The organism is [Mycoplasma] falconis, assembly GCF_006385795.1.
Lineage (GTDB): Bacteria > Bacillota_I > Bacilli_A > Mycoplasmatales > Metamycoplasmataceae > Metamycoplasma > Metamycoplasma falconis.
On the sequence record NZ_VFSS01000001.1, the window covers coordinates 83,543 to 107,988 of the forward strand.

Sequence of the window (24,446 nt, forward strand, 5' to 3'; positions counted from 1 at the left end):
AAAATTTATAATATATTATAAAGATTTATACATTATACCTATTTTTTCTTAATTTGTTTAACTTTTTTTAAGAGGTCATCAACGTTTAAATTTTCAACTGCTTTTAATTTTTCTTCTAATGATTTATTATCTTTTTTAGTTTCAAGATTAACTTCTTGAATTTCTGGAATATCAAATAAGGCTGTACCTGTTTCTAATATTTCTTCTTCGTTCAATTCCTCTTGTGATTTATTAGGATTTACATAATAACGTTTAAATAAAGTTGTTTCGACCGTTAGTTCTAGATCTTTGTTAGCTTCTTGTTTTTTATAGAAATCTTCTTTTAACTTTTCTTGTTCTGATCTTTCTATATCAATTAATTCATTGATAGTAATATGTTGAATTAAATGACCTAAATTTAAAGCTTTAATATCTAGTTTAATTAATTTATCAACTGCCGATCTATCTTTGGTTATTTCGTTTAATTCAAGTTTTTGTGGCACATTGTCTTCGTTTGTAAAGTAATATTCTAATGAAGAAGTTAACACTTCAATCGTTTGAATTTCACTGTTGCTGTTTTTAATTGCATTAAATAATTTAAAACCTCTACCATAACGTTTAACAGGTTCAATTTTACGCATATTTCAATGTTTAGCTAAACCACCTTTAGTTATCATTATCACATTATTGATTGGTGAAGTGGTAGTAAAACCAGAAACAAAAACACCTTTTTCAATTTGTAATTTACCCAAAAGTTTGATACCTTGGGCCTTTAAAGTTAAATAAGAATTAAAAACATCTTCATTAATTAAAAAGTAGCATCCATTATTCAAAATAATAAACATGTCTTTTTCGCCGTTAGATAAACGCACGTCAATTAGTTCATCATCCTGATTTTTAAAACTCATGCAAGTACGCTTTTTAGCCGTTAATTTACTGTCAAATTCTTCAATTTTCACTTTTTTAGCAAAACCAAACTTACTTACCAAAATTAAATCGGCATAAGTATTAAACGAAGCAACTTCCATTACTCTTATAATTCTTTCATTTTGATCTAAGCCAACAAATGAAGAGATATGAACTCCTAAATCTTTTCAATTGTTATCTTTTAATTTATGAGCTTCTAAAACAAAAAAGTTACCGTAGTTTGTAAAGAAAATTAATTTTGAAAGTGAATTAATTTTGTCATAGTATTGAAGAGCGTCTTCTTCTTTCAATTTAAAGTTATCAAAATTATTGGCAGCAAACATTCTTTGTGAAACTTTTTTAATATAACCTTGTTCACTTAAAAAGAAATAAAAGTCTTCATTTTTAGCAAGGAGTTTTTGATCGACTTCGGTAGAGATTTTTTCTTCAGTTATTTGGGTTTGTCTTTCTTTACCATATTCATTTTTAATTTGCGTTAATTGATTAATTAAATATTTGTTAAATTCAGATGTATTGCCTAATAATAAATTGCAATAATCAATTTTTTGTTCTAATTCTTTTTTCTCATTTATGAATTCAAGTTGATCCATTCTTGATAATTTATACAATCTTAATTCAGCGATTGCCGTAGCTTGAATTTCACTAAATTTAAAGTTAACCATTAAAGCTTGTATAACACCTTTTTTAGAGTTATCAGAATCTTTGATAACCTTAATTACTTGATCTGAAATTTCAGCAACTTTAATAAAACCTTTAACAATTTCTAGTCTTAGATTATATTTAGCTAAATCAAACTTAATTCCGTTTGTATTAACTTGTTTTAAATGATCTAAATATGAATATAAAGCAGTTTGTAGATTTAAAAGTTTAGGAGCATTATTATCAATTGCCACCATGTTATAGTTATAACTAATTTTTAAATCGGTTTTATTTAGTAAATAAGTAATAATAGCTTCGGCATTAGCATCTTCTTCTAATTCAATATAAATAGAAATTCCGTTACGGTCTGATTGATCAACAACGTCTTTAATGCCGTTAATAACTTTATCAATGGCTATGGCATCAATATCAGCTACTAATTTAGATTTAACAACTCCAAAAGGTATTTCATTTACTTCGATACCAACAATTTTAGTTTCGTTTTTTTTATCGTATATATATTTATATTTTGAAGAAAGAATAATTTTTCCTTGACCGGTTGTAAAAGCGTCTTTAATACCTTCAATTCCGTAAATAATTCCCCCAGTCGGAAAATCTGGTCCTAAAACTATTTGTGATAATTCTTCAATAGATATAGTCGGTTTTTTAATTAAAGCAATTGTCGCTTCAATTACTTCGTTTAAATTATGTGGTGGTATTTCGGTCGCAAACCCCGCCGCAATACCCTTAGAACCATTAATTAATAAGTTAGGAAATAAAGAAGGTAAAACGACTGGTTCATATTCACTATCATCAAAATTAGGAACAAAAGGAACAGTTTTACGGTCTAAATCTTTAAGCATTAATTCAGCAATTTTTTCTAATCTTGATTCGGTATAACGCATAGCAGCAGCAGGGTCATCATCAATCGAACCTTTATTACCATGCATTTCAATTAACGGAAAATTACTTTTTCATTCTTGACTCATTCTTACTAAGGCTTCGTAAATGGAAGAATCTCCATGAGGGTGGTATCTACCAATAACATCGCCGACAATACGAGCTGATTTCTTAAATGGTTCTTTATTTTTAAGTTTTAAATTTCACATTGAATATAAAATCCGTCTTTGCACTGGTTTAAGTCCGTCCCGTGAATCAGGAATAGCTCTTTGTTGAATTATGTATTTTGAATAACGCCCAAAACGGTCGCTCATTACTTCGACCATGTTTTTTTCAATAATATTTTCAATATATTTATCTAATTCATCTTTATGATTTTTTTTCATTATTACCTATTTCTTAATTTCAAAATTATCTTCATTAGAAAAATCTACATTGGCGTTAATTCATTTTTTACGAGCATTAACATCATCACTCATTAAAATAGAAACATTTCTTTCAGCTAAAGCTTGATCGGCTACGGTTACTTTAATAATTGATCTTGTTTTAGGATCCATGGTAGTTTCTCAAAGTTGATCGGCGTTCATTTCACCCAAACCTTTATAACGCTGAATTTCATAGTTAGAATATTGACTAGTAATTTCTTTTAATTGATCTTCATCTCAAGCGTATATTTCTTTTTTATTTGCACCTTTAACCGAAACTTTATATAAAGGTGGAAGAGCAATATAAACCATACCCGCTTCAATTAATTTCTTCATATATCTTCAAAAGAAAGTTAAAAGTAAAATTTGAATATGAGCACCATCGGTATCAGCATCGGTCATAATAATTATTTTGCTGTAGTTGCTATTTTTAACATTAAAATCTTCACCAATACCAGCCCCAATTGTATTAATAATTGTTGCTATTTCTTCGTTAGCTAACACGTCAGATAATTTGGCTTTATCAGTATTTATAACTTTACCTCTTAGCGGTAAAATCGCTTGCGTAATTCGATTACGTCCTAATTTAGCTGAACCACCAGCCGAATCCCCTTCGACTAAAAACAATTCTTTAACGGCAGGGTTTTTAGATTGAGCAGGTGTTAATTTACCAGATAATATTTTTTTATTATCTAGTTTATTTTTAGCTTTTCTAGCTTCATTTCTGGCATTTCTAGCCGCCATTCTAGCTTCATAAGCTTTTTTAATTTTGGCAATGATTTTTTCGGCTTCTTTTTTGTTTTCATTTAAAAAGAAATTAAATTTCTCACTAACAAATTCTTCAACTGCTTCTCTGGCTTCTGGGGTTCCTAATTTATCTTTGGTTTGTCCGACAAATTCCAAAATCTTTTCCGGAACTTTTAGTGATATAACTGCTATTATTCCTTCACGAACATCGTTTCCATCATAAGTATTTTTATTTTTTAAAAGATTATTTTTAGAAGCAAAATCGTTAATTGTTTTCGTTAGAGCCGTTTTAAAAGCGGTTTCATGAGTTCCGCCGTCTCTTGTTTTAACATTATTAACAAAACTGTAAATAGATTCACTATAGCCATCAGTATAACCAACTGCTACACTTATTTCGATATCATTTTTAGCTAGCCCTTGACTATAAAAAATTTCACTAATAAAATTCTTGTTTTCACCAACAAATTTAATATATTCTTTTATTCCTTCAGTGGTTTCAAAAATAACATTTTCTTGGGTATTTTCATCAATAAAATTGATTTTTAAAGAAGGTAATAAAAAGCTTGATTCTCTTAGTTTTTCTTTAACGGTTTCTGGATTAAACTTAGCTTTTTTAAAAATAGTTTGATCCGGTCAAAACTGAACCTTTGTGCCTTGCTTAGTTGTTGGTCCTATTAAAGTAGTTTTTTTAGTTATTTCATCTTGTTGAAAAGCGGTGAAGTATTCTCTTTTATCGCGATAAACACTAACTTCTAATTTAGTTGATAAAGCATTAACAACAGAAGATCCCACTCCGTGTAGACCTCCTGAGCTTTTATAAGCTCCATCCCCAAATTTTCCTCCAGCATGAAGTTCAGTAAAAACTAATTCAACTCCGGTTTTTCCTTCACTATGTTTATCAACTGGAATACCACGACCATTATCTTCAACAATAACTGATCCGTCTTTTTTAAGAATTACTTTTATTAAAGTGGCGTATCCTGCTAAAACCTCATCAATAGAGTTATCAACTATTTCTCAAATTAAATGGTGAAGACCATTAGAGTCAGTAGAACCGATATACATACCGGGTCTTTTTCTAACTGCATCTAAACCTTTTAATATTTTTAAATCGCTAGCTTGATATTTATGTTCGTTTGAATTCATAATAATAATTATAAATAAATAATTACTTATAACAGTTTTAACTTGTTTTATAAAAACGCAAAAATTATTTTTTAAAAAAATTATTTCAATAAAAAATATAAAATAATAGTGACTCGTAATTAGTGATATATATATATATATATATATATATATATTGCTTTTTTATATTTTTATATATTGCTAGATATTTTTCGAGTTGTAAAATTTATTTATTTTAAAAAGGAGAATATCTTGACAAAAGATTTAAAAAGAGCTAGAGGAGCTTTTAATTTAAACATTGCTAATATCGTTATTTTTCCAATTTTCTTTATTCTTTTCTTAGTTTTTGCAGGAACCATTTTTGCAGTAGCTACAACTAGCAGATCAGAAGAAGGAGCAACAGCCTTAGCTGCAGGTGTAGGTATAGGTTTAATTTTTTTCTGATTATTCGGAATATTTGAATTTGGTATTTGAATTGCTGCATTAGTTTTAACTGCCTTAGCAGCTAATATTAAGAATCAGGAAAAAAACACTAAAACTTTACTATGAGTAGGTTTTGGATTATCATTTGTATTTCCACTTATTGGAGCGATTATAGCAATTGTTGGAGCTGCAAAATTAAAAAAATACTTATTAGCAACAGAGTCAACAAATAAATACTACTAAAAAGCAGATGTACTTGTACCTTTACAAGTACATTTTTATTTGAACTTTTTAAATTATCAACTTTTATAAAATAAAATATTTAATATATAAACATATAAAGGAAGTTTATTTTGAACAAAGATTTACAAACCGTTAAAACAGCTTATATTTTAAATATTGTAGCAATTGCGATTTTAGGTTTATTTTTCCCAATTAACATTGCTGCGATTGTATTTACAGGTCTTTCAGCTGCTATTAAAAACCAAAAAGAAGAAACCAAAATATTACTATGAGTAGGTTTTGGGGTTTCATTTGTTTGCCCTTTAGTAGGATTTATCATTTCACTAGTTGGCTCAATGAAATTAAAAGAAGAATTAACTAAACAAGAAACTAAATAAAAATTTATATAAAAAATGGCTTGTAATAACACAAGTCATTTTTATTTGTTTTATTCTTTTTTATCTTCTGAATTTATTTCTTCTTTGTTTACTTTTTTAATTTTATTTTTATATTTAGATACAAATACACCACCAATAATACCAAATAGTAGTAGTAAAACAAAAACTACAACAATTGCTAATCATGGAAAACTTCTATTTTCTTCATAAGTGGTTTTGCTATTAGGATAATTAATTAAACCGTCATGGGTTTCAGGAACAGGAACTTTTGTATGAGTATCAAAATTAGCCATCGGAACATAACCAGGTATGACTCTTGACTTAATTTGGTTTAATAAGGCTAATATTTCTTTAGGATTAGTAAATCTGGTAGCTAAGAAACTTACTGATTTTACATATTCGTGTAAATTACCATCTGGATATCCACTAAAAGTTTCTGCTAAAAATTTAATTTCTAATAAGTAATTGATTGAAATGCTTAATTCTTGTACTTTCTTTTCTAGATCACTTATATTATTAATAGAATTTATTTCTTTTTCAAAAGTTTCCTTTTGCAAATTAGACAAATTTGAATTTTCTTTAATTTCTTTAATAGCTTTTTCTTTTTCTTGTTTTAATCTAGCTTCACCGTTGGTCTCATTTTTTAATTTAGTTAATTCGCTTTGTAAAGCTTTAACGCTAGCAAAATCAGTTCCGGTTGAAGCTAAAATTAAATCATGATAAGTTTTATTTAACCTATCTTTAAATGCTTGATCTGAATTAAGATATTTAGGATCTTTATCAATAAAATCAACCATTTGTTTTATTGATGTTGAAGCATCTTTTAAAATTTCTAAATTTTTAGTTACATCTAAACCTAATTTGTTTTTATCTTCATCATTTTTAGCTTGATTTACATAATTTTTAAAATGTTGGTTTTGGTTAAAATTAGGCACTACCCCTTGTAGTCCGGCAGTTGGAGCAAAAGGTTTGTAAATATTTTGTAAAAATGGTGTTATACCATTTTCGTGTGCTTGATTAATTTGGTTTTCTAATTGATTAATGTTTTCACTATTGGCATTTTCTAATTGTTTTTGAAAATCATTTTTTTGATAATTAAAAATTTCGGTTGATTCATTTATTTTTTTATTTAATTGTTGTTTTTTATCTTCTAAATTATCTTCATTGCTTGCCAAAGCTGATAAAGCCACAACAGGCAATGAAAGTGAAGTTAAACTTAAACTTGAAAAAATTAATTTTTTAATTTTCATATATCTCCTTAAATTAAAACAATAATAAATCTATTTTGTTTTTTTAGCTAATTCTTCTTCATAAAAAGCTAAATTTTTCTTAAATAATTCAAGTTTATCTATTTTTTCTTGTTTTGTTTTTTCTGAAGCTTTTTCCATGAAATTAGGATTATTAATAAATTTCTCGTTAAAAGCAATTTCTTCTTTGGCTTTGGCGATTAATTTGTTTAACTCTGCTATTTCATTAGCTTTTGATGCTTCGTCTAATTTAATGTAAACATTACCAAATGTAAGTTTTACTGTAAAATCTTTATTTTCCATTCATTTAAAATTAGTTAATTTTTCAATAATTGTTAAAAACTCTTCGTTTGGTACTTCATACATTGAAAAGTATAGAACCTGAGATTTGGAAATCTTTTTATCTTCACGATATTGTCTTAAAGTAGTAATCATTTCAATTAAGTGAGAAACGAAAGAAACATCTTCACCTTCGTGTAATTGATAGTTATTTTGAGTTGCAAATAGCAATTCTTCTTGATAAATATTTTCAAATAAGTAATCAGTTAAAAATGGCATATATGGATGAAGATTAATTAAAATTTCTCTAAATAAATAAGGAGCAAAATAATTATTATTTTTGAATTTTAAAAATTCTAAATATCAGCTTGAAAAATCATTAATAATAAATTCTTGAATAGCTTTATAAATAATAGAAAATTCGTAATTTTCTATTGCGTTTGCTACATCGTTTTTAAATTTATTAAATTTATCTAATATTCATTTATCAAATACGTCTAGTTTATCATATGACATTTCCCCAGCGTTTTCGCTTTTAATAGTTGTCATATAACGAGCGATATTTCAAAATTTATTAACAAATAATCTCGCAGATTGAATTTTATCTGGTCCATAGTTAATATCCTGACCTGGGGTAGAGTGGAATATTAATGAAACCCTTAAAACATCTGATCCAAATTCATCAATAACTGCTATTGGGTCTATTCCATTGCCTAATGATTTAGACATTTTTCTACCTTCGGCATCTCTAACTAAACCGTGAATCAAAACTCTTTCAAATGGTTTTTCTTCCATAAAATATAAACTTTGGAAATACATTCTTGCTACTCAGAAGAAAATAATGTCATAAGCAGTAACTAATAAATTAGTTGGAAAGTATCTTTTAATTAATGTTTTATCTTGAGGTCAACCCAAGAAAACAAAAGGAGCTAAAGCAGAACTAAATCAAGTATCTAAAACATCGCTTTCTTGAATTCAACCTTCACCAGGTGAATTAATTTGAACTACACATTCACCATCTTTATATCAAGCAGGAATTCGATGTCCTCATCAAATTTGACGACTAATAGTTCAATCGTAAACCCCTTCCATTCAGTTAATCATAGTTTGTTTAAATCTTTCAGGATAGAATTTAACACCATCTTCACTATTTATATCTTTTAATAAATCTTTTGCTAGGCGGTCCATTTTTACGAATCATTGAGGTTGAACTAAAATTTCAACAGCTTCTTTTGATCTTTCTGAATAACCAACGTTAGAAACAATATCTTCAACTTTAATAATAAAGCCATCTACTTTTAATTTATTGGCAATGGCTTTTCTTGCATCAAAACGATCTAAACCGTAAAATTCGTTGGCATTTTTATTCATTTTGCCAGCTTTATCAATACATTCTAAAACTTCTAATCCATTTTCTTTAATAATAGTTATGTCGTCAACTGCATGAGCAGACACCTTCATAATACCACTACCAAAGTTAGGATCTATTAGTTCTGATTTAATAACCGGAATTTCTTTTTTAGTTAAAGGATGAATAATAGTTTTAGTTAATAGGATAGATGCTCTTTTATCATCTGGATGAATTGCTAAAGCAACATCGCTTGGTAAAGTTTCTGGTCTGGTTGTAGCTACTTCTAAATATTCATCACTATCTTTAATTGGATATTTGATGTAGTACATTTTTTGTTTAGTTTCACTGTTAATAACTTCAATATTAGATAAAGCTGTTTGTAATTTAGGATCTCAATTAATAGGTTTTGTATCACGATAAATTAAACCGTCGTTATATAGATCGACAAACACTTTTAAAACCGCTTCATTGGCTTTTTTATCAAGTGTAAATCTTTCCATAGTATAATCAAAACCAAGGCCTAATTTACCTCATTGACGAGCAATGTTTTGTGAATATTCACCTACTCATTTTCAAACTTCTTCAATAAAAACTTCACGACCCATATCGTATTTATTCTTACCTAAGGCTGCTAATCTTTTTTCTACGACAGCTTGGGTTGCTATTCCGGCGTGATCTTTACCAGGTAAAAATAAAACGTCATATCCAGTCATCTTTTTATATCTAATAATAGTATCTTGTAAATAACCATCTAAGGCATGTCCAATGTGTAATTTACCAGTAACATTAGGAGGAGGTAAAATAACTGTAAATGGTGGTTTAGATAAATCGTGAGTTGAAAAGGCTTTGCTATCTATTCATTTTTGATTTCTACCTTCTTCAACAATCTGGTGATTAAATGTTTTATCCATAGGTTCACTCCTTTGAACTGTATTTGATATATCTATTAAAGTAGTATCATCAAATAATCTTTCATCTTTAATTTCATAATGATTATTTTCTGAATTATGTTTAAAGAAAAATAGCTCTAATAGTTTTTTGTTTTTTAAATTATTTTTAGTGATTCAACTTTGTAATTCGTCCCAAGTACATCACACAAAATGGTTAGGTTCAATTTCATATTTAAAAATGTTTTCAAAATTATCTTTTGTTTCTAAATATTTTTTATATAAATGAGAAGTTCTAACATCGTCAAAACCTAAATTAAATTTAACAACAGGATTAATTGGATTTTCTTTAATAAGTGAAGTCTTACCTTGTTCGATAACTTTTGAACCACTTATAACGTATAAATCTGTAGTTAAATTAACAGCTAAGTCGTAATCATTTAAAAAATAAATAGCCATTTTGCCGTTATTCAAAATATACTGGTTAATTTTATTTAAAACTTCGTTTTGATCTTCTTTTGATAGTTTTGCAATTTCTTTGCCAATAACAAGTAAATCAGGCTCATTAACTAAAATTTTATTTAACTCTAGATTAATACGATCCTTTAAACTTAATTCATAAATATTTTTAAAAATGTTATTTAAAGGTATTTGTGTGTTTTCAATAATTCTATAAATTAACAATTTCCTAATAAACGTAATAGCCAAATTTTTATTTACTTTACGTTTTATTTTTTTATAAGTAAAAATAATTTGTTGATATTCAACCATTTGTTTAGTAAATCTTTGCAAGATATTGCAGCTTAAAAATAATTTTTTAGCTTGTGAAACGATATTTTCATCGTTGATATTTTTAAATAAAATTCGATAAATATGTTTAATATTTCTTTTAATTTCAAACAATAAAAAATTGTTTTGAGCTGCTTTAACCAAGGTTTCATTAGTTAATAAATTTGTTTCATTTTGTAAATTTTTAGCCGTAGTTGATAAATTTCATAAATATTCGTTTTCTGCATCTTTATATTCTGCTTCAGCAATTTTTATTTTTTCCAAAACAGAAATACTTAAATTATTAAAAGTTGAAGTATGTCGAATCTCTTCGCTATTATTTTGTTGCTTGATTAAATCTTCAATTCTTTTTTGATAATTAGCTTCTGCAACTTCGAAACGTTCTTTAAAAGTCTCTATCGTATTTTTAAAAGTACTGTCGATGATTTTTTTAATTTGTCTTTTTAATTTAATATTAGAAGATTTACGTGATAAAGTAGATGTGTCAATTGCCACCGGTAATTTTAATTCATTAATATCATTAATTAATTGGCTTAGCTCTTCATGATCAAATTTACGAATGTAGCTTTTATATTTAGCTATAAATCTTAAATAGGTCTTATTAAAGTAATAGTTTCTAAAAAAGTAAATAAAGGCTGATTTCTTGTGATTTTTTTCAAGTTGAATTTTATTATATTGATTTTCTTTGTTTAAATCATGACGCAGTTTACTTATGTGATGGTTTATTTCTTTATATTTATTTTGTTTAATTAAAAAATGATTTTTCTTAGCTAATAATTTTGCTTTTAATTTATTAAAGAAATTATTGTCATAATTAAAACTTTTCTTAATAAAGTCATACTCTTTTTTCTTAGCTAAAAACTCTTTATGATTTAAAAATGAAATACCGTTCTCAGATTTTAAAATTGTTTCATTTATTAAGTTTAAAAGCTTTTCTTCGTGTCTTTGATGAATATAAATGACTTTATAAATTAATTCTTCTATTTCTTTAAGATTTTTCAAACAAGTAATTTTATTTTGATTTTCTAATGCCTTATAAAATTCTAATAATTTGTCTTTAATATTATTTAAATGTAAATTGATTTCATTTTGTAATGAAACATTAATTTTGGCATATTCGTTTCTTAATAAATATTTATAATCGGTATAAATATCGCTTCATTTATTAATAAATATATTAACGTAGTTATTAAGTATCTGGCTTTCTTGCACATAAGATTTAATATAATCATACACCCGTACATTCGAAATGTTTTGCTCGCTAAAAATATCTTTGTCAAATCCATAACCAATTTGACTTTGATAATTAATATTTTTATAAATTAAATTAAATTGCTCCTCGTTTTCTTTAAACTCAATAAAACCTTGATAATCGTTGTAATGAATTTTGCTATTAGTAATATATTTAAAAATTAAATTTTTAGTAGCTTCATCATCGCCTAAAAAAGCCAAAATACCACCGACTCCGATGGTAAATGATAAGTTATTAATAAACGTTTCAAAATTGTCATTAACTTGCTGTATTGACTTTAAATTATTAACCCTAAATCCTGTTAGTTTTAATTTGTTAGCCATTAGAAACGATCTCCTTCTTTTGATCTAACTAATGGAGCTACTATTTTATAAGTCGCTAAAATAACAGCAAGGTTAAAGAATATCTTAATAGGGCTAAACAATGTCTGTCCAGTTAAATTAACTCAAAAGTCAGTTTTTAGAGTTGCCGAATCAGCTCAAGCTAATAAAATAACGTTAACAAATTCAAGTACAGCACAAAATGAAATAATTGCCATAACTTCGATAAAAGTTTGATATTTTTTCTTTAAAAATAAACGAAATAGCACAACAAAAACAATCATGCCGGCAAAACCAGAACAAGTAAGAATAATGTAAAAAGTTTTATTTTTAATAAAACGATTCATTTCAAAAATACTTGGGTCTAGATTATAGAAAATACCAATAATTAAAACAATTTGTAAGGCAAGAATAACTACCGTCGAAACAAAAGCAAAATTAATCATTGCTGTTGGACGTTTTTTTGTTTCTAATAAAATTATTTTTACTTCGTAATAAGCAATTTTTTCTGAAAAATATTGAATATCTTCAGTATTACCTCTTGCTAAGGCTTCATTATATTGCAATTTAAAGAAGTCAACAATTTCCTTAAATTTATAAATCCGGTATTTACGAGAAAAGAATATTTCGTTAACGTTAAAGAAATAATAAGCTGCTAAACCGGGTATAAATCCAGCTATTGCTACTGCCGCCGTATATAAAACGTTGTAATAAGTTGGAACCAAGGCAAAAGAAATTAAATCAGCTAAAATCCCTGTAATCATTCCTACTATAGGTCCAAAAATAAAACCTGTAATTTTAATTGGAAGACCGATAAAACTAAACTTTAAACTTGGCAAGGCACTAATAGGAAGAATACGTACAGATACTAAGAAAAAGACAACAGAAATAGCAATTAAAACACCCACAAAAGCAATTCTTTTGGAGTTTCATTTTTTATAAGAAATGTTAGCCTGACTTCTAACTCATCTTAAGTAGTGTTTAATACCGCCTGGTAATCTGTTATGCATAGTCTTCCTTTAATTTATATTAAAAATTATAAGTAAATTATAAAATCTTGTTTTTAGGTTTTCATCAACTGTTTTTTTCAACAGTTGGGAGATTAATAAAAATGTGATAAAAACTTGAATTAACTATCAAACCGGCATAAATGAAGTATGACATAAATGATAGTAATAAAATAACGTACATAAATGAAGCTACAACTCCAAATTTATCATATTTAATTAATGATGTTAATGAACCAAAAATTAATATGAATAAAGAAGTAGGTAAAGATGTAACTAACGCTCCTGGGTGAGCTTGTGAAAATTTAAGCTTAAAGTTTGGAGCAAATTTAAAGAAACATAAAAATGATATATAGGTAATAATAGGTAAAAATAAGATAACTGTAAATCAATAAACTAAATTAAAAGATCAATCAGGTTTAACAATTATTTCTTCAATTCCATCTTTAACAACTTTTTCAATAGTTCCCATTCCGGCTTTATCTATTAAAAAAGTGGTAAAGGCTGTAAACCCTAATAATACTGCTGTTAACAAAATTGAAATGATAATAGAAGCAATAAATCCTTTAAATCTAGTTTTTAAAGCTTGATTAGTAGTTTTATGACCATATAAAGCGTCCATTGATTGAATCATTTTACTATAACCTTTTGAAGCAAATCAAATAACAGAAATAGTAAACAAAATAAACGCAACAGTTCCTCCGGTTGAAGATCAAAGTTTAACCGCTGACGGAACAACGGCACCGACCCCAGGAATTATTTGACCTAAAATAATATCTTTAAGCACTGCTTCGTATTCACTAGAAATAGAACCAATGATACCAAAAACTAAAGTAATAATTGGAATGAAAGATAAAAATAAATATAAAGCATATCCAGCAGGAACGAAAGAGAATTCGTTTGAATTTAATTTGCTATAAGCACTATTAACAATTTCACGCCCTTTGGTTTTAGAACTTTTTAGATAACGAGGAATAGCAATTAACAAAATGACATAAATAATTCATTTTAAAACTCTTTCAACAATGTTTTTTTTGTTCTTATTGGTAATTATTTGACCGGCTTGAACTCTTTCTTGCATTGTTTTAGAATCTTTTTTAGAATAATCATTGTTATAACCAACGTTATATTTAGGTTTTTTACGTCAACCCATTAATTAAACCTTTCTTTAATTGCTTTTAATACTTCATCGTTTTTTGCTTTACCTTTAGTTTTTTTCATTACTTGACCCATCATGAATTTTTCCGCTCTTGCAGGGTTTTTAGTAAATTCTTCTAATAAATTAGAATTTTCATTTAAAACTTCTTCAATTATTTGATTTAAATCTAAATTCATTAATTCTAATTTAAGATTGTTGTTTTTAATAATCTCAGAAACTGAGAACTGTGGATTTTTTTGTTTTTCGACCAATATTTTTTTTACCGAAGTTTTATCTAATTGATCTAGCACAAGCAGATCTAAAACTTCTTTTAATTCTAAAGGTTGAAGCTCAAGTTGTTCAATAGCCAAATTATTTGAATTTAAATAAGAAATAACTTCTGCAAAAAATACGTTTGCGGCTTTTTTAATATCTAAAAAATCGATTTCATCAAAGTATTTTGCATATTCAACATTATTAATAAGTTGAGAAATTTGTACTTCATTTAAACCATTTTTTATATATCTTAATTCCTTATCATAAGGAAGTTCTTCTATTTTTACATTATCAATTAAATCAGAAGAAAGACCTATATAAGGAATATTAGGGTCTGGAAAATATTTATAATCAACGGCGTCTGATTTTGAACGCATGGAAACAGTAATTTGTTTTCCTTCGTCAAAACGTTTTGTTTCTTGGGGAAAAGCCTCATTATTTAAATATTTATTGACTTGATAATTTGCTTCGTATTCAATAGCTTTTTCAATATTAGATAACGAGTTTAAGTTTTTAATTTCAACTCTAGTATTTAATATTTCGCTACCTTTTGGACGCACTGAAATATTAACATCAACTCGCATTGAACCTTCGTTCATTTTGGCTTTACTAATATTTAAGGTTTGAGCTGTTTTTCTAATGGCTTCAACGTAAGCAACTGCTTCTTCGGCAGAATGAATTACCGGATTAGAAACGATTTCAATAAGAGGGACACCAGAACGATTGTAATTTAAATAAGTTAAATCACCTTCATGGTTAGATTTAGCTGTATCTTCTTCCATGTGAATTCTTTCGATTAAAACGTCTTGTCAATTATTATTAACCTTGATTTTTATCTGTCCGTTTTTTCCTATTGGATTAAATTGTTGAGTGATTTGATAACCCTTAGTTAAATCGGGATAAAAATAATTTTTTCTATCAAATCTAACAATAGGATCAATTTCCATTTTTAAAGCTTTGGCTAATTTAATCGCTTTAATTATTGCTGCCGAATTAACTAATGGTAAAGAACCTGGATAAGCCAGATCAATATTAGAAACGTGAGCATTAGCTTCTTCACCATATACATTAGGGGCAGGAGAAAACATTTTAGTTTTAGTATTTAATTCTAGATGGATTTCAATACCGATAACAATTTCTCAATCTTTATTCATTGTTGCCTCCTAAAATATCTTCTTCAATATATAAAGCATGTGAAAATAATTTAGTATCTTTGTATAATTCTCCATCTAAGGCTAAATTAAATGGCATATTATTTTGATCTTCTCCCATTTTTAAAGTTAAAGATGGATTGCCAGTCAAATTAGCATTAGTCAAAATATAATCCATATAAGAAGCTTTGTAGTTTTCACCTATTTTAGGAGCAGAATTATTTGAAGCCGGATAAATAAATAAATCAGCTGATTGATGAATTTTGGTAAAGTAATTAGCAATATAACGACGCATTTTTTTAGCTTGAACAAAATATTTTATTTGATGTTCTAATTTTAAAAAGTAAGCACCTAAAATTAATCTTGATTGAACCATTTTACCTAAGCCATGAGATCTTGTATTAATATATATATCTTCTCAATTTTTACCATCTAAACGATTACCAAATTCAACACCGGTTAAATTTGCCAAATTAGATGAAGCTTCTGAAAAAGCAATTATTTTATAGACAACATCAATAGATTTTAAAATGTGTTCTTCGGGCGTTATTTTAACTAATTCAACGCCTTGATTTTTTAGTTTATCTAATACTTGTTTATAAGATTTAGCGACGCTGTCTTCTAATTCAGAAAAACAATCTAAATAAGCTACTTTGTTTGGTTTAACTTTTTGAACTGTTTTACTATCAAAACTTAAATCAATTGAAGATAAATCATGTTTTAAATCTTGTTGATATAAAACAGAAGATAAGGTTATAGCATCATTAACATTATGAGTAAAATAAGCTACTGTGTCTAAAGAAGTAGCAAAAGCGAATAAACCATAACGGCTAATCGCTCCATAACTAGGTTTAAAACCAACGCAGCCAATATTTGAGGCTGGTTTTCTAACTGAATCTCCTGTGTCTGATCCAATTGCAAAAGAAATGTTTTTAGTAAAAGTTGCGGCCGCTCCAGAAGATGAACCGCCTACTAGATAATCTTCATTAAGAGGATTTTTTATTAACCCAAAAGCCGAATATTCTCCAGATCCGCCTAATCCAAATTCGTCAAGGTTAGTTCTAGCTACACAACTTGCTGCAGCTTGATTTAATAATGAAACGATGGTAGAATCATAATTAGCTTTAAAATTATCTAAAATTAAACTTGAACCTTTTGTATAAAAACCTTTTTGAGCATAATTATCTTTTAAAGTATAAACACAATTAGCTAAAACGCCAAAATGGGTGTTTTTACTTTCATTAACAGTTGCTATTGCGTTATTTTTATCATTTTTAACTTCTTGTAAAGCAAGTTCAAAATTACCTTTAATTTTCATTAATTACCTTCTTAATAATTACAAAATCGTTATCATGCTCTTTAGCGTTTTCTAAAATAGATTTTTTATCTAAAATAAAACTTTCATCAATTTCGTCTAATCTTAATTTCTCAAAAGCTAATGGTTTTTCATTAACATGAGACATTGCTTTTAAATAAGACAAATCAAAGTTTTCAAGTTCTAATAATTCTTTATCAATAGAACCTAAAAGTTTTTTAGCTAAGGTTAAAACTTCTTCATTAGGTTCGAAAAGTAAATTATTAGCTAATTGTTTTAATTCTTTATCGTCCATATTATCCCCTTTTTATCATTTAGGATGACTTATAAATATCTGATCGTTATATTCGTCAAATTCTTCGCTTAAATTATGAAATTTAACCGAATATGAATGTAGATATAATCTCTTAGCAAACTTGCCTCCATATTTAATATCACCCAATATTGGATATTTTAAATAAGAAAGTGTTGCTCTTATTTGATGTTTTTTGCCTGTTAAGATTTGGGCATATTTACGATTACCCTCTTTATAAAAAATAGTTCTAGCTTTAACCCCAAAATTTGGATCTACAACCATTTTTTCGTTTTTAATATCTTTTTTAAGGCGAACCGTAATATCTAATCTGTCTTCATCAAAATCCGAAACAAATTGATACACTTTTTCAAATTCATTTTGTTTAGCTTCAAATTCAACAAGAGTTTTATAGTTTTTAGCATAAACAACCAAACCGCTGGTTTTTTTATCAATTCTGCCGATAGAAGCTGGTCTAAATGAACTTGTTTTGTGATAATTTAAATATTTTAAAATTTGATCATCTAAACAATTTTCTTCTGAATGCATTGCAATACCAGTGGCTTTGTCGACAATAATAATGTTTTTATCTTCGTAAATAACTTTAAAGTTTATATTGGCTGCATTTCTTTTTTGTGGTTTAAAAGCATCATCTAAACCATAAATTTCAACAATATCACTCATTCGCATTTTATATTGTTTATCTTTAGTTCTTTGTCCGTTTACCTTGATATCTTTTTCACGAAAAATTTTTTCTATTCTGGAAATAGGAACGTTGTCACACATTTTAACAACGTATTTAAATAAAATTCTGCCTTCATCATTTTGATTAGCTTTTAGTTTAATCATTGTCGCCTTCTTCTGAAATTAAAATACCGTCATTATTAGTATCTGAACGTTGTGAATCAAATAGATTAAAATCTTTGTCATATTCTTCATCTTCATCTGAATAACTACTAAATTCAGGAAACTGAGGAAGTTCACCTAAACTTTTAATTTTGAAGTAATCGTAAAATTTATTAGTAATACCATAAAGTATTGGATTACCTGGTGTAGAAGCAATTCCAACTTCTTCAATAATGCCTTTTTCTAATAAACTAGCAACGATACCATCAGAAACAACTCCTCTAATATTAGAAATCATTGAACGAGTTACCGGTTGTTTATAAGCCACAATACCTGCTACTTCGATTGCCGCATTTGAAAGTCTTTGTTTTCTAGTAATAGTTACCATTTCTGAAATATAGTCTTTAACTGATTCGATAGTTAAAAACTTATAAACATCGTTAAATTCATGAACTTTAATTCCGCGTTCTAATTTATTAAAAAATTCTTTAAAGTCTTTTAACATTCTTCTTGCTTCTTGAACCGTATTAAGTTTCATAATGTTTTTTAACTGTTCTGAACTTAAACCTTCACTACCTTGCACAAATAATAGTGCTTCAATTATTTTGTTATGCATATTCAATTCCTTTAGTAAATTTAATTACTTCTTCATCTTTTTGTTCCATTACAACAATTTGTTGTCTTGCTAAATCTAAAACTGCTAATAATGTAATAACGAAATGTCCCACTGTTGGTACATTAAAAATTTCTTCAAACGGTACTTCGTTTCGATTTCTAAATAATTCTATAATTCTTTGTTTTTGTTCTTCTGGTGAAACGGCAATTGTGTTAATAGTTACATGTCTTACCATTTCTGCATATGTTCTTTCAAACATTTTTCTTAAAACAGTAACTAGTTTAGAACTATTTGAATGTCCATCTAAAACACTATTGTCGATTTCTTTTTCAAATTGTTCTGTATCTTCTGGTTCTTTTGAATATAAATCTTTTCTTTTAATTTCTTGTTCTCTTAAAACTTCGGAAATTTCTTTAAATTTTTCATATTCGGCTATTTGTTCTAAAAGTCTACGTTTTTCTTGCTTGATTTCTTCTTCGGCTTCTGGGTCTTGTAAAACCATTCTTGCTTTTAGTTGCAATAAAGTAGCTGCCATAACCAAATATTCAGAAGCTATATCAAATTCGTAAGATTTTAAAGTTTTAATAATGTCTAAATATTGATTAGCTAATTCTAGTAAATCAACATCAAATATACTTATGTTTTTTTCTTTAATTAGAGACACTAATAAATCTAACGGACCATCAAAATTAGAAAGCTTAAAATTATGACGGTCGCTATCTAATAAATCTGAAGTTGTTTCCGTTTTTTGTTGATCTTCATCTTCGGTTCCGATAGAAATTTCTCTAATAACTGGTTTTTTTAATTCCTCAAGCATTATTTTGTAATATCTTCCTTAAATATGTCTAAATCATCTTTTTTATCTTTTTTATCTTTTACTTTTTTTGCTTTAGTGTATTTGTTTTTCTTAGTTTCATCTGAAGTAATTTCTTGATCTTCATATTTTGAAGACACAATTCCTTTTACATGTTCTGCTAAAACTTTACTATCTAAAGTTTGAAATTCAATTGGTTTTAAAGCTGGATGGAAAATAACAGTAACAGTTAATTTGCCTTTTCTGTTTTTATCTAAAGCATTAGCTGCATTAAGAATTGTTACAGGAACAATTGGTAAAAATACCGCTTGGGCAACCCTAAATACACCTGAGTTAAAAGCTCCTAATTTACCGTCTTTGGTTCTGGTGCCTTCAGGGAAAACTACACCACAAGATTTATTACTTTTAACGAATTTACCAAATTCACTCATTACAGCCCAAGCATCTCTTGGTTTAGATGTATCGATATAATGCACATCACATAAAGTTGAAATTAAAGCTGCAGTTTTATTTGATTTAGCTTCTTCTTTAGCAACAAAATTAGCAACTTTGGAAACTTTTGAACCATCACCATGATTATATAAAGCTGACATGATGATTAACGGATCAACATAAGTTGAATGGTTAGGGGTTAAAAAACATGAACTATTAGGCACATTATCAAAACCTTCGACTTTGACTTCAATGTTTAAATGTTTTAAAATATTGCTTAGATGTTTTTGTAAAAAATGATTTTTTTCGTGTTTTCTGTAATACTCAGGCATTTTTTTATGTCTTCTTGCTTTAGCTTTTAAAGTTCAAATGTTAGACATAATAGGTAAAACTCTTCAAAATATTCTTGTTTTTAATTTCATAATATCTCCTATATTTTTACTACAAATGCTATTAAAAGGTTTCCTTCATTAGATGTAGATATCTTAAAATTTTCAAAAGCATATCTACCTTCTGGCGTCTTATCGATTTTTATTTTAGAAAAATTAGAATAGTTATTATCACTTTTAAAAATTGCTTCTTTGATGGCTCACCTAGTTGCTAAATATTTTGCTTTATTAAGTGAGTTTATTTTTTGATACTCTTTAATTTCTTCAACATGCAAAATGTTTTTAATTGTATGCTCTTCTAAATTTTCAAAACGAGATATAGTAGTTAAATCAACGCCAACCAAAACTACCTCCTAATATTTAAAATATTATAACAACAATGTTATAAAATCTGCAATTTAGAGAATAAACAAAGAAAAGAAAAAATCAGCTTCGGCTGATTATTCTTCACATAAAGGATCAAAAATAGAAATTTCAATTGAAGGTTTTTCTAGTCCTTTTAAATTTTCTTCAGTTAAATATTTTTTATCAACAATAGCTTCAAAGTTATATTCAGTAAATCATTCGTCGCTCATTGAGAAAATTCCTTTTTTACCAGTATCTTCTCCTCAACTATTTTCGACTTTTCAAGAAATTGGATTTCCATTTTCATCCAAGTTAACTCCGATCATATTCATAGCGTGTGATAAAACAGAAGCTCTTGATTCAAATCTTGCTTTTTTACTAAATTCAGGTGTTTTTGTTAATATTAAATCAAAATCAAATAGTTTTGGGTCTAAAATACCTAATTTAGAATCTGAGAATGTCCCAACATCACAACCAAATCAAACCCCTTCACCAGCTTGTAATTGTTTGATCATTGCTTTTTTCATATCGTCAATAGTTACGTTTAACATTGTTAAAGGTTTACCGCCTACAACGTTATTTGAGAAAGGAGAAACTAAAACTTGGTTAAAGTCATATTTTTCACGAGGATCTGAAATTAAATCGACTTGATCTAATAAAGTTTCACCAACGTATTTTTTGTAAAATTCAATAGGCGTCATTTCAGGCAATCTAATGAATTTTTTATCTTTGTCATTATATTCAAAAGCAAATGATTTTGGAGGTAAGCCTAAAGATTTAACTAAAATGTTATAAACATCTGATAATGCTTTTTCTTTTAAGTTTAAAACGGCTTGTAAATCTTTGCTTTTTGCGTATGTTTCTCTCATTAAAGCGGTGTAAGCTTTAAGTCTTCAATTAATTTGTTCAACCATAGTATTTGTGTTTTCACTGTTAGCTGATTCGGACATAAAATCTTTAGGACAAATACCGTATTTTTCAACTAAGTTTAAAAAGTATTCAAAGTATCCGCCGTCGCTAATAGGTTCTTGATTAAAATGTCTAAATAATCTTTCTTCATTATCAGCTTCTAAACCGTGGTCAACAATTCAAGTTAGATAAAAATTAGCTTTTTCTAATTTGTCATAAAAGTGAACGTAATTTTGTGATAATTCAATATCATCAATATTTAATTCTTTTAATAATTTAATTCTTATAGAATTAATAGCCGCAAAAATTCAACATCTTCCTGAGGCTTTTTGGTCTTGCATTGAGGCGTTTTTTACTTCAACTGAAAATTTGAAATTATGTTTTTGAACGGTTTTATTATTAGTTGAAGATTTTCTAATTCCATTAGTAAAAATACTGTCTTGAATAATCCTGTTTGAAGGGTTCTCATTGTATTCTTTTTCAAATTTATTTAACAATTCAACATCTATATTTTTCATATAAACCTCTTTTATTTTTTAGTAGTAATATCAACTTGTGATTTATCATTTTTAGTTTTTTCTTTTTTGCCTAAATCAGTCTTTGAGAAAAATTCAAACACATTAGTAATATCTTCTAATTTACCGATAAAAGTTAATAAGTCATCTTCATGCACTTCAAAGTCGCCGTCAGGTAAATAAGAAGTATGATCTCTTTTAATCATAGTTACTGAAACACCAAATTCTTGTCTTAAAGAAAGTTCACTAATCTTTTTATTAAAAAGACTTGGATTTTTAACATAAATTGAAGCGGATAGAAATCCATCTTGAAGTTCAACAATGTTTTCAGAATAAGAAGATAAAGTAGGATTTGCAACTAGCATTGCAGTTCTTTTTCCGGCTTCAACTTCTGGTGAAACAATACTTGTAACTCCAATTTGTCTTAAAACTCTAGCATGACGAGTTGATGTTGCTCTGGCAATAATAGTTTTGACACCTATTTCTGCTAGTGCAGCAACAATTTCAATGTTATTTGAAGCAGCCACTATAACTACATCAAAGTCTTTAACATTGATTGAATCTAGTGTTTTTTGATCGGCACAATCTGCTACGTAAATTAGATCAACTTCATCTTTAAAAGGCAATAAATGTTTTTCATCTTCATCGATTAAAACTATTCTTAAATTGTGTTCTCTGTCTTCTAGTAAATGTTTAGCAATTGTTGATCCAAAACGACCAACTCCGATAATACAAATTTCACGTGTTTTTTTAAATAATTTCATATTTATACCTATCTTATTATTTGTTTTTTGATAATCACTTTAAAAATCTTATCATTAAACATATTTTAAAAAACCCAAAATGAAACTTTAAAACAATAAATAAGTCTACTTTTGGGTGGAATATTATTTAAAATAATATTTTTTTCCTTTGTATTATAATTTTGTCTATGAAAAATCAAAAACCAAAGATAAGAAGACATAATTGAATATCTAAGGTTCTTAAAAAAATTGGAACGATTAGATATATATTTTTAGTTTATGTTTTATTCACGGTTGTAATGTCGCTTTTATTATTTTGAAACATTAGCCATCGTGAAGGAGTAGAAGTTGGTTATTTAGACGCTTTATTTACCGCGGCATCAGCTTTTAGTGATACCGGTCTAAATACCTTTACAAATGGTATCGGAGCAACCTTTAACGAGTTCGGACAGGCTATTATTGCTATTTGTATTGTCGTTGGAGGAATCGGAATATTTACTATAAAAGTTTATATTTTCCAATCATTGTTAGGTTGAAGAACTAATATCTTTAACAGTCAAGTTAGTCAAACTGAAAGAGGTGGCAACACTATTTCTGAAACTAAAAAAATGATTAAAGTTTCAATTAGTTTTTTAATTATTGCAACGATTTTTGCTTCAATTATTTTTACTTTATATTTCTACTATAACGACAATCAATTTTTTACTGATAATGTCGATAAATTAAATGGTACAGGATTAAAACCATATGAATTTAACCCTTACGTGCCATTACAATATAAACCATACAACAATATTAACTTAGCGATTAAATACGGTGTTTTTCACGCTATAAGTTCAATTAATAATGCTGGGTTTGATATTATTAGTGCTAAAAGTTTACAACCATATTACTATGATTATGGTTTTCAAATAATAACTATTTTTGTCTTTCTTATCGGAGGAATTGGTTTTCCAGTAATTTATGATTTTTGATTAAAAATTCAAAGTTTAGATAAAGATAAAAAAGCTCATAGATTTAGTTTATTTACTAAATTTACTTTAATAACTTATATATCTACAACAGCTATCGCTTTAATTCTAACGATTATTTTTGAAACTACTGCCCGCGGAGAAATGTACTTTTGAAATCAACAAGCATACGGCAATAGTTGAAACAAATTATTTGCGATTTATTTCCAAGTTAAATCAACCCGTTCCGCTGGCTTTTCAACAATTAACTATTACAACTTTACTCAACCCACAATTATTATTCATGGTATTTTAATGTTTATTGGGTTTAGTCCTGTATCAACAGCCGGAGGAGTACGTAATACCACAATAGCTGTTATCTTTTTAAGTATTATCACAATGGTTAGTGGTAAAAAACACATTAATGCTTTTAAAAGACAAATTGGCAAAGAAACGTTGATTAAAGCCGTTAATGTCTTTACTATTGCTTTATTATTAGTCACAACTGGAACACTTGTTGTATATGCAACTTTACCGCATACTTCCGAAACACCTTGACAGACTTCATTGCCTTTAACATTTGTCTTTTTTGAAATATGTTCAGCTTTCGGAAACTCAGGACTTTCGACCGGAGTTACTGGACAAATACAAGTCGTTGGTAAACTTGCAATTATTTTAGTTATGATTACCGGTCAATTTGGTATTCCACAAACTATTAAAATTTGAGGTAAAAGCAAGGCAAGCTCTGAAAATTATCAATATATTTATGAAGATGTCTCTATCGGTTAACCCAAGGAG

Annotated in this window: 19 protein-coding genes; 3 read left to right on the forward strand and 16 right to left on the reverse strand. The window is 27.5% G+C overall.

What is annotated here, in order from left to right; all coding sequences use genetic code 4:
• Positions 1-38: 38 nt before the first annotated feature.
• Positions 39-2,831 (reverse strand): DNA topoisomerase (ATP-hydrolyzing), encoded by a 2,793-nt coding sequence (locus FJO69_RS06485; RefSeq protein ID WP_140781046.1) that lies wholly within the window; start codon positions 2,829-2,831, stop codon positions 39-41.
• A gap of 6 nt (positions 2,832-2,837) precedes the next feature.
• Entirely contained in the window at positions 2,838-4,763 is a 1,926-nt protein-coding gene (parE, locus tag FJO69_RS06490) for a DNA topoisomerase IV subunit B (RefSeq protein WP_140781047.1), read from the reverse strand.
• A 231-nt stretch (positions 4,764-4,994) separates the two neighbouring features.
• On the opposite strand from parE, the gene FJO69_RS06495 reads away from it, so the two are divergent.
• Both FJO69_RS06495 and FJO69_RS06500 read left to right on the forward strand, forming a co-directional pair.
• Complete coding sequence (locus FJO69_RS06495; RefSeq protein ID WP_140781048.1) at positions 4,995-5,408, forward strand: hypothetical protein; 414 nt, start codon at positions 4,995-4,997, stop codon at positions 5,406-5,408.
• A gap of 110 nt (positions 5,409-5,518) precedes the next feature.
• A complete protein-coding gene (locus FJO69_RS06500; RefSeq protein WP_140781049.1) occupies positions 5,519-5,785 on the forward strand; it encodes a hypothetical protein in 267 nt (88 codons plus the stop codon).
• A 50-nt stretch (positions 5,786-5,835) separates the two neighbouring features.
• Here the strand turns inward: FJO69_RS06500 and FJO69_RS00515 are convergent, their stop codons facing one another.
• The 14 genes from FJO69_RS00515 to FJO69_RS00580 all read right to left on the reverse strand — a co-directional run bounded on the left by FJO69_RS00515 (position 5,836) and on the right by FJO69_RS00580 (position 22,719).
• Complete coding sequence (locus tag FJO69_RS00515) at positions 5,836-7,035, reverse strand: GA module-containing protein (RefSeq protein WP_140781050.1); 1,200 nt, start codon at positions 7,033-7,035, stop codon at positions 5,836-5,838.
• 30 nt (positions 7,036-7,065) lie between these two features.
• Entirely contained in the window at positions 7,066-11,913 is a 4,848-nt protein-coding gene (locus tag FJO69_RS06505) for a valine--tRNA ligase (protein WP_277872274.1), read from the reverse strand.
• The gene (locus tag FJO69_RS00525; protein WP_140781051.1) at positions 11,913-12,920 is read right to left on the reverse strand and encodes an ECF transporter S component; all 1,008 of its coding nucleotides are present in this window, start codon (positions 12,918-12,920) and stop codon (positions 11,913-11,915) included. The genes FJO69_RS06505 and FJO69_RS00525 overlap by 1 nt, the downstream gene beginning before the upstream one ends.
• Before the next feature lie 37 nt (positions 12,921-12,957).
• Positions 12,958-14,070, reverse strand: coding sequence for a YihY/virulence factor BrkB family protein (locus FJO69_RS06510; RefSeq protein WP_140781052.1), 1,113 nt, complete (start codon positions 14,068-14,070; stop codon positions 12,958-12,960).
• Complete coding sequence (gene gatB, locus FJO69_RS00535) at positions 14,070-15,485, reverse strand: Asp-tRNA(Asn)/Glu-tRNA(Gln) amidotransferase subunit GatB (protein WP_140781053.1); 1,416 nt, start codon at positions 15,483-15,485, stop codon at positions 14,070-14,072. The genes FJO69_RS06510 and gatB overlap by 1 nt, the downstream gene beginning before the upstream one ends.
• Positions 15,478-16,800: an amidase family protein gene (locus FJO69_RS00540; protein WP_140781054.1), complete on the reverse strand. Its 1,323-nt coding sequence runs from the start codon at positions 16,798-16,800 to the stop codon at positions 15,478-15,480. Before FJO69_RS00540 ends, gatB begins: the two co-directional genes overlap by 8 nt.
• On the reverse strand, positions 16,790-17,092 hold the full coding sequence (locus FJO69_RS00545) for a glutamyl-tRNA amidotransferase (RefSeq protein WP_140781055.1): 303 nt from the start codon (positions 17,090-17,092) through the stop codon (positions 16,790-16,792). Before FJO69_RS00545 ends, FJO69_RS00540 begins: the two co-directional genes overlap by 11 nt.
• A gap of 12 nt (positions 17,093-17,104) precedes the next feature.
• On the reverse strand, positions 17,105-17,938 hold the full coding sequence (locus FJO69_RS00550) for an RluA family pseudouridine synthase (protein ID WP_140781056.1): 834 nt from the start codon (positions 17,936-17,938) through the stop codon (positions 17,105-17,107).
• Positions 17,931-18,551 carry an SMC-Scp complex subunit ScpB gene (gene scpB, locus FJO69_RS00555; RefSeq protein WP_140781057.1) on the reverse strand — a complete coding sequence of 207 codons (621 nt, stop codon included), beginning with the start codon at positions 18,549-18,551 and terminating at the stop codon, positions 17,931-17,933. The genes FJO69_RS00550 and scpB overlap by 8 nt, the downstream gene beginning before the upstream one ends.
• The gene (locus tag FJO69_RS00560; RefSeq protein ID WP_140781058.1) at positions 18,544-19,368 is read right to left on the reverse strand and encodes a segregation/condensation protein A; all 825 of its coding nucleotides are present in this window, start codon (positions 19,366-19,368) and stop codon (positions 18,544-18,546) included. Before FJO69_RS00560 ends, scpB begins: the two co-directional genes overlap by 8 nt.
• A complete protein-coding gene (locus FJO69_RS00565) occupies positions 19,368-20,219 on the reverse strand; it encodes a lysophospholipid acyltransferase family protein (RefSeq protein WP_140781059.1) in 852 nt (283 codons plus the stop codon). The genes FJO69_RS00560 and FJO69_RS00565 overlap by 1 nt, the downstream gene beginning before the upstream one ends.
• An 8-nt stretch (positions 20,220-20,227) precedes the next feature.
• Positions 20,228-20,530 carry a 4'-phosphopantetheinyl transferase superfamily protein gene (locus tag FJO69_RS06515; RefSeq protein ID WP_140781060.1) on the reverse strand — a complete coding sequence of 101 codons (303 nt, stop codon included), beginning with the start codon at positions 20,528-20,530 and terminating at the stop codon, positions 20,228-20,230.
• A gap of 96 nt (positions 20,531-20,626) precedes the next feature.
• Complete coding sequence (locus tag FJO69_RS00575; protein WP_140781061.1) at positions 20,627-21,958, reverse strand: C1 family peptidase; 1,332 nt, start codon at positions 21,956-21,958, stop codon at positions 20,627-20,629.
• Positions 21,959-21,969: 11 nt separating this feature from the next.
• Entirely contained in the window at positions 21,970-22,719 is a 750-nt protein-coding gene (locus tag FJO69_RS00580) for a potassium channel family protein (RefSeq protein ID WP_140781062.1), read from the reverse strand.
• Between the two features lie 167 nt (positions 22,720-22,886).
• Here FJO69_RS00580 and FJO69_RS06520 point away from each other — a divergent pair, with 167 nt between their 5' ends.
• Positions 22,887-24,437, forward strand: coding sequence for a TrkH family potassium uptake protein (locus tag FJO69_RS06520; RefSeq protein ID WP_140781063.1), 1,551 nt, complete (start codon positions 22,887-22,889; stop codon positions 24,435-24,437).
• Positions 24,438-24,446: the final 9 nt, after the last annotated feature.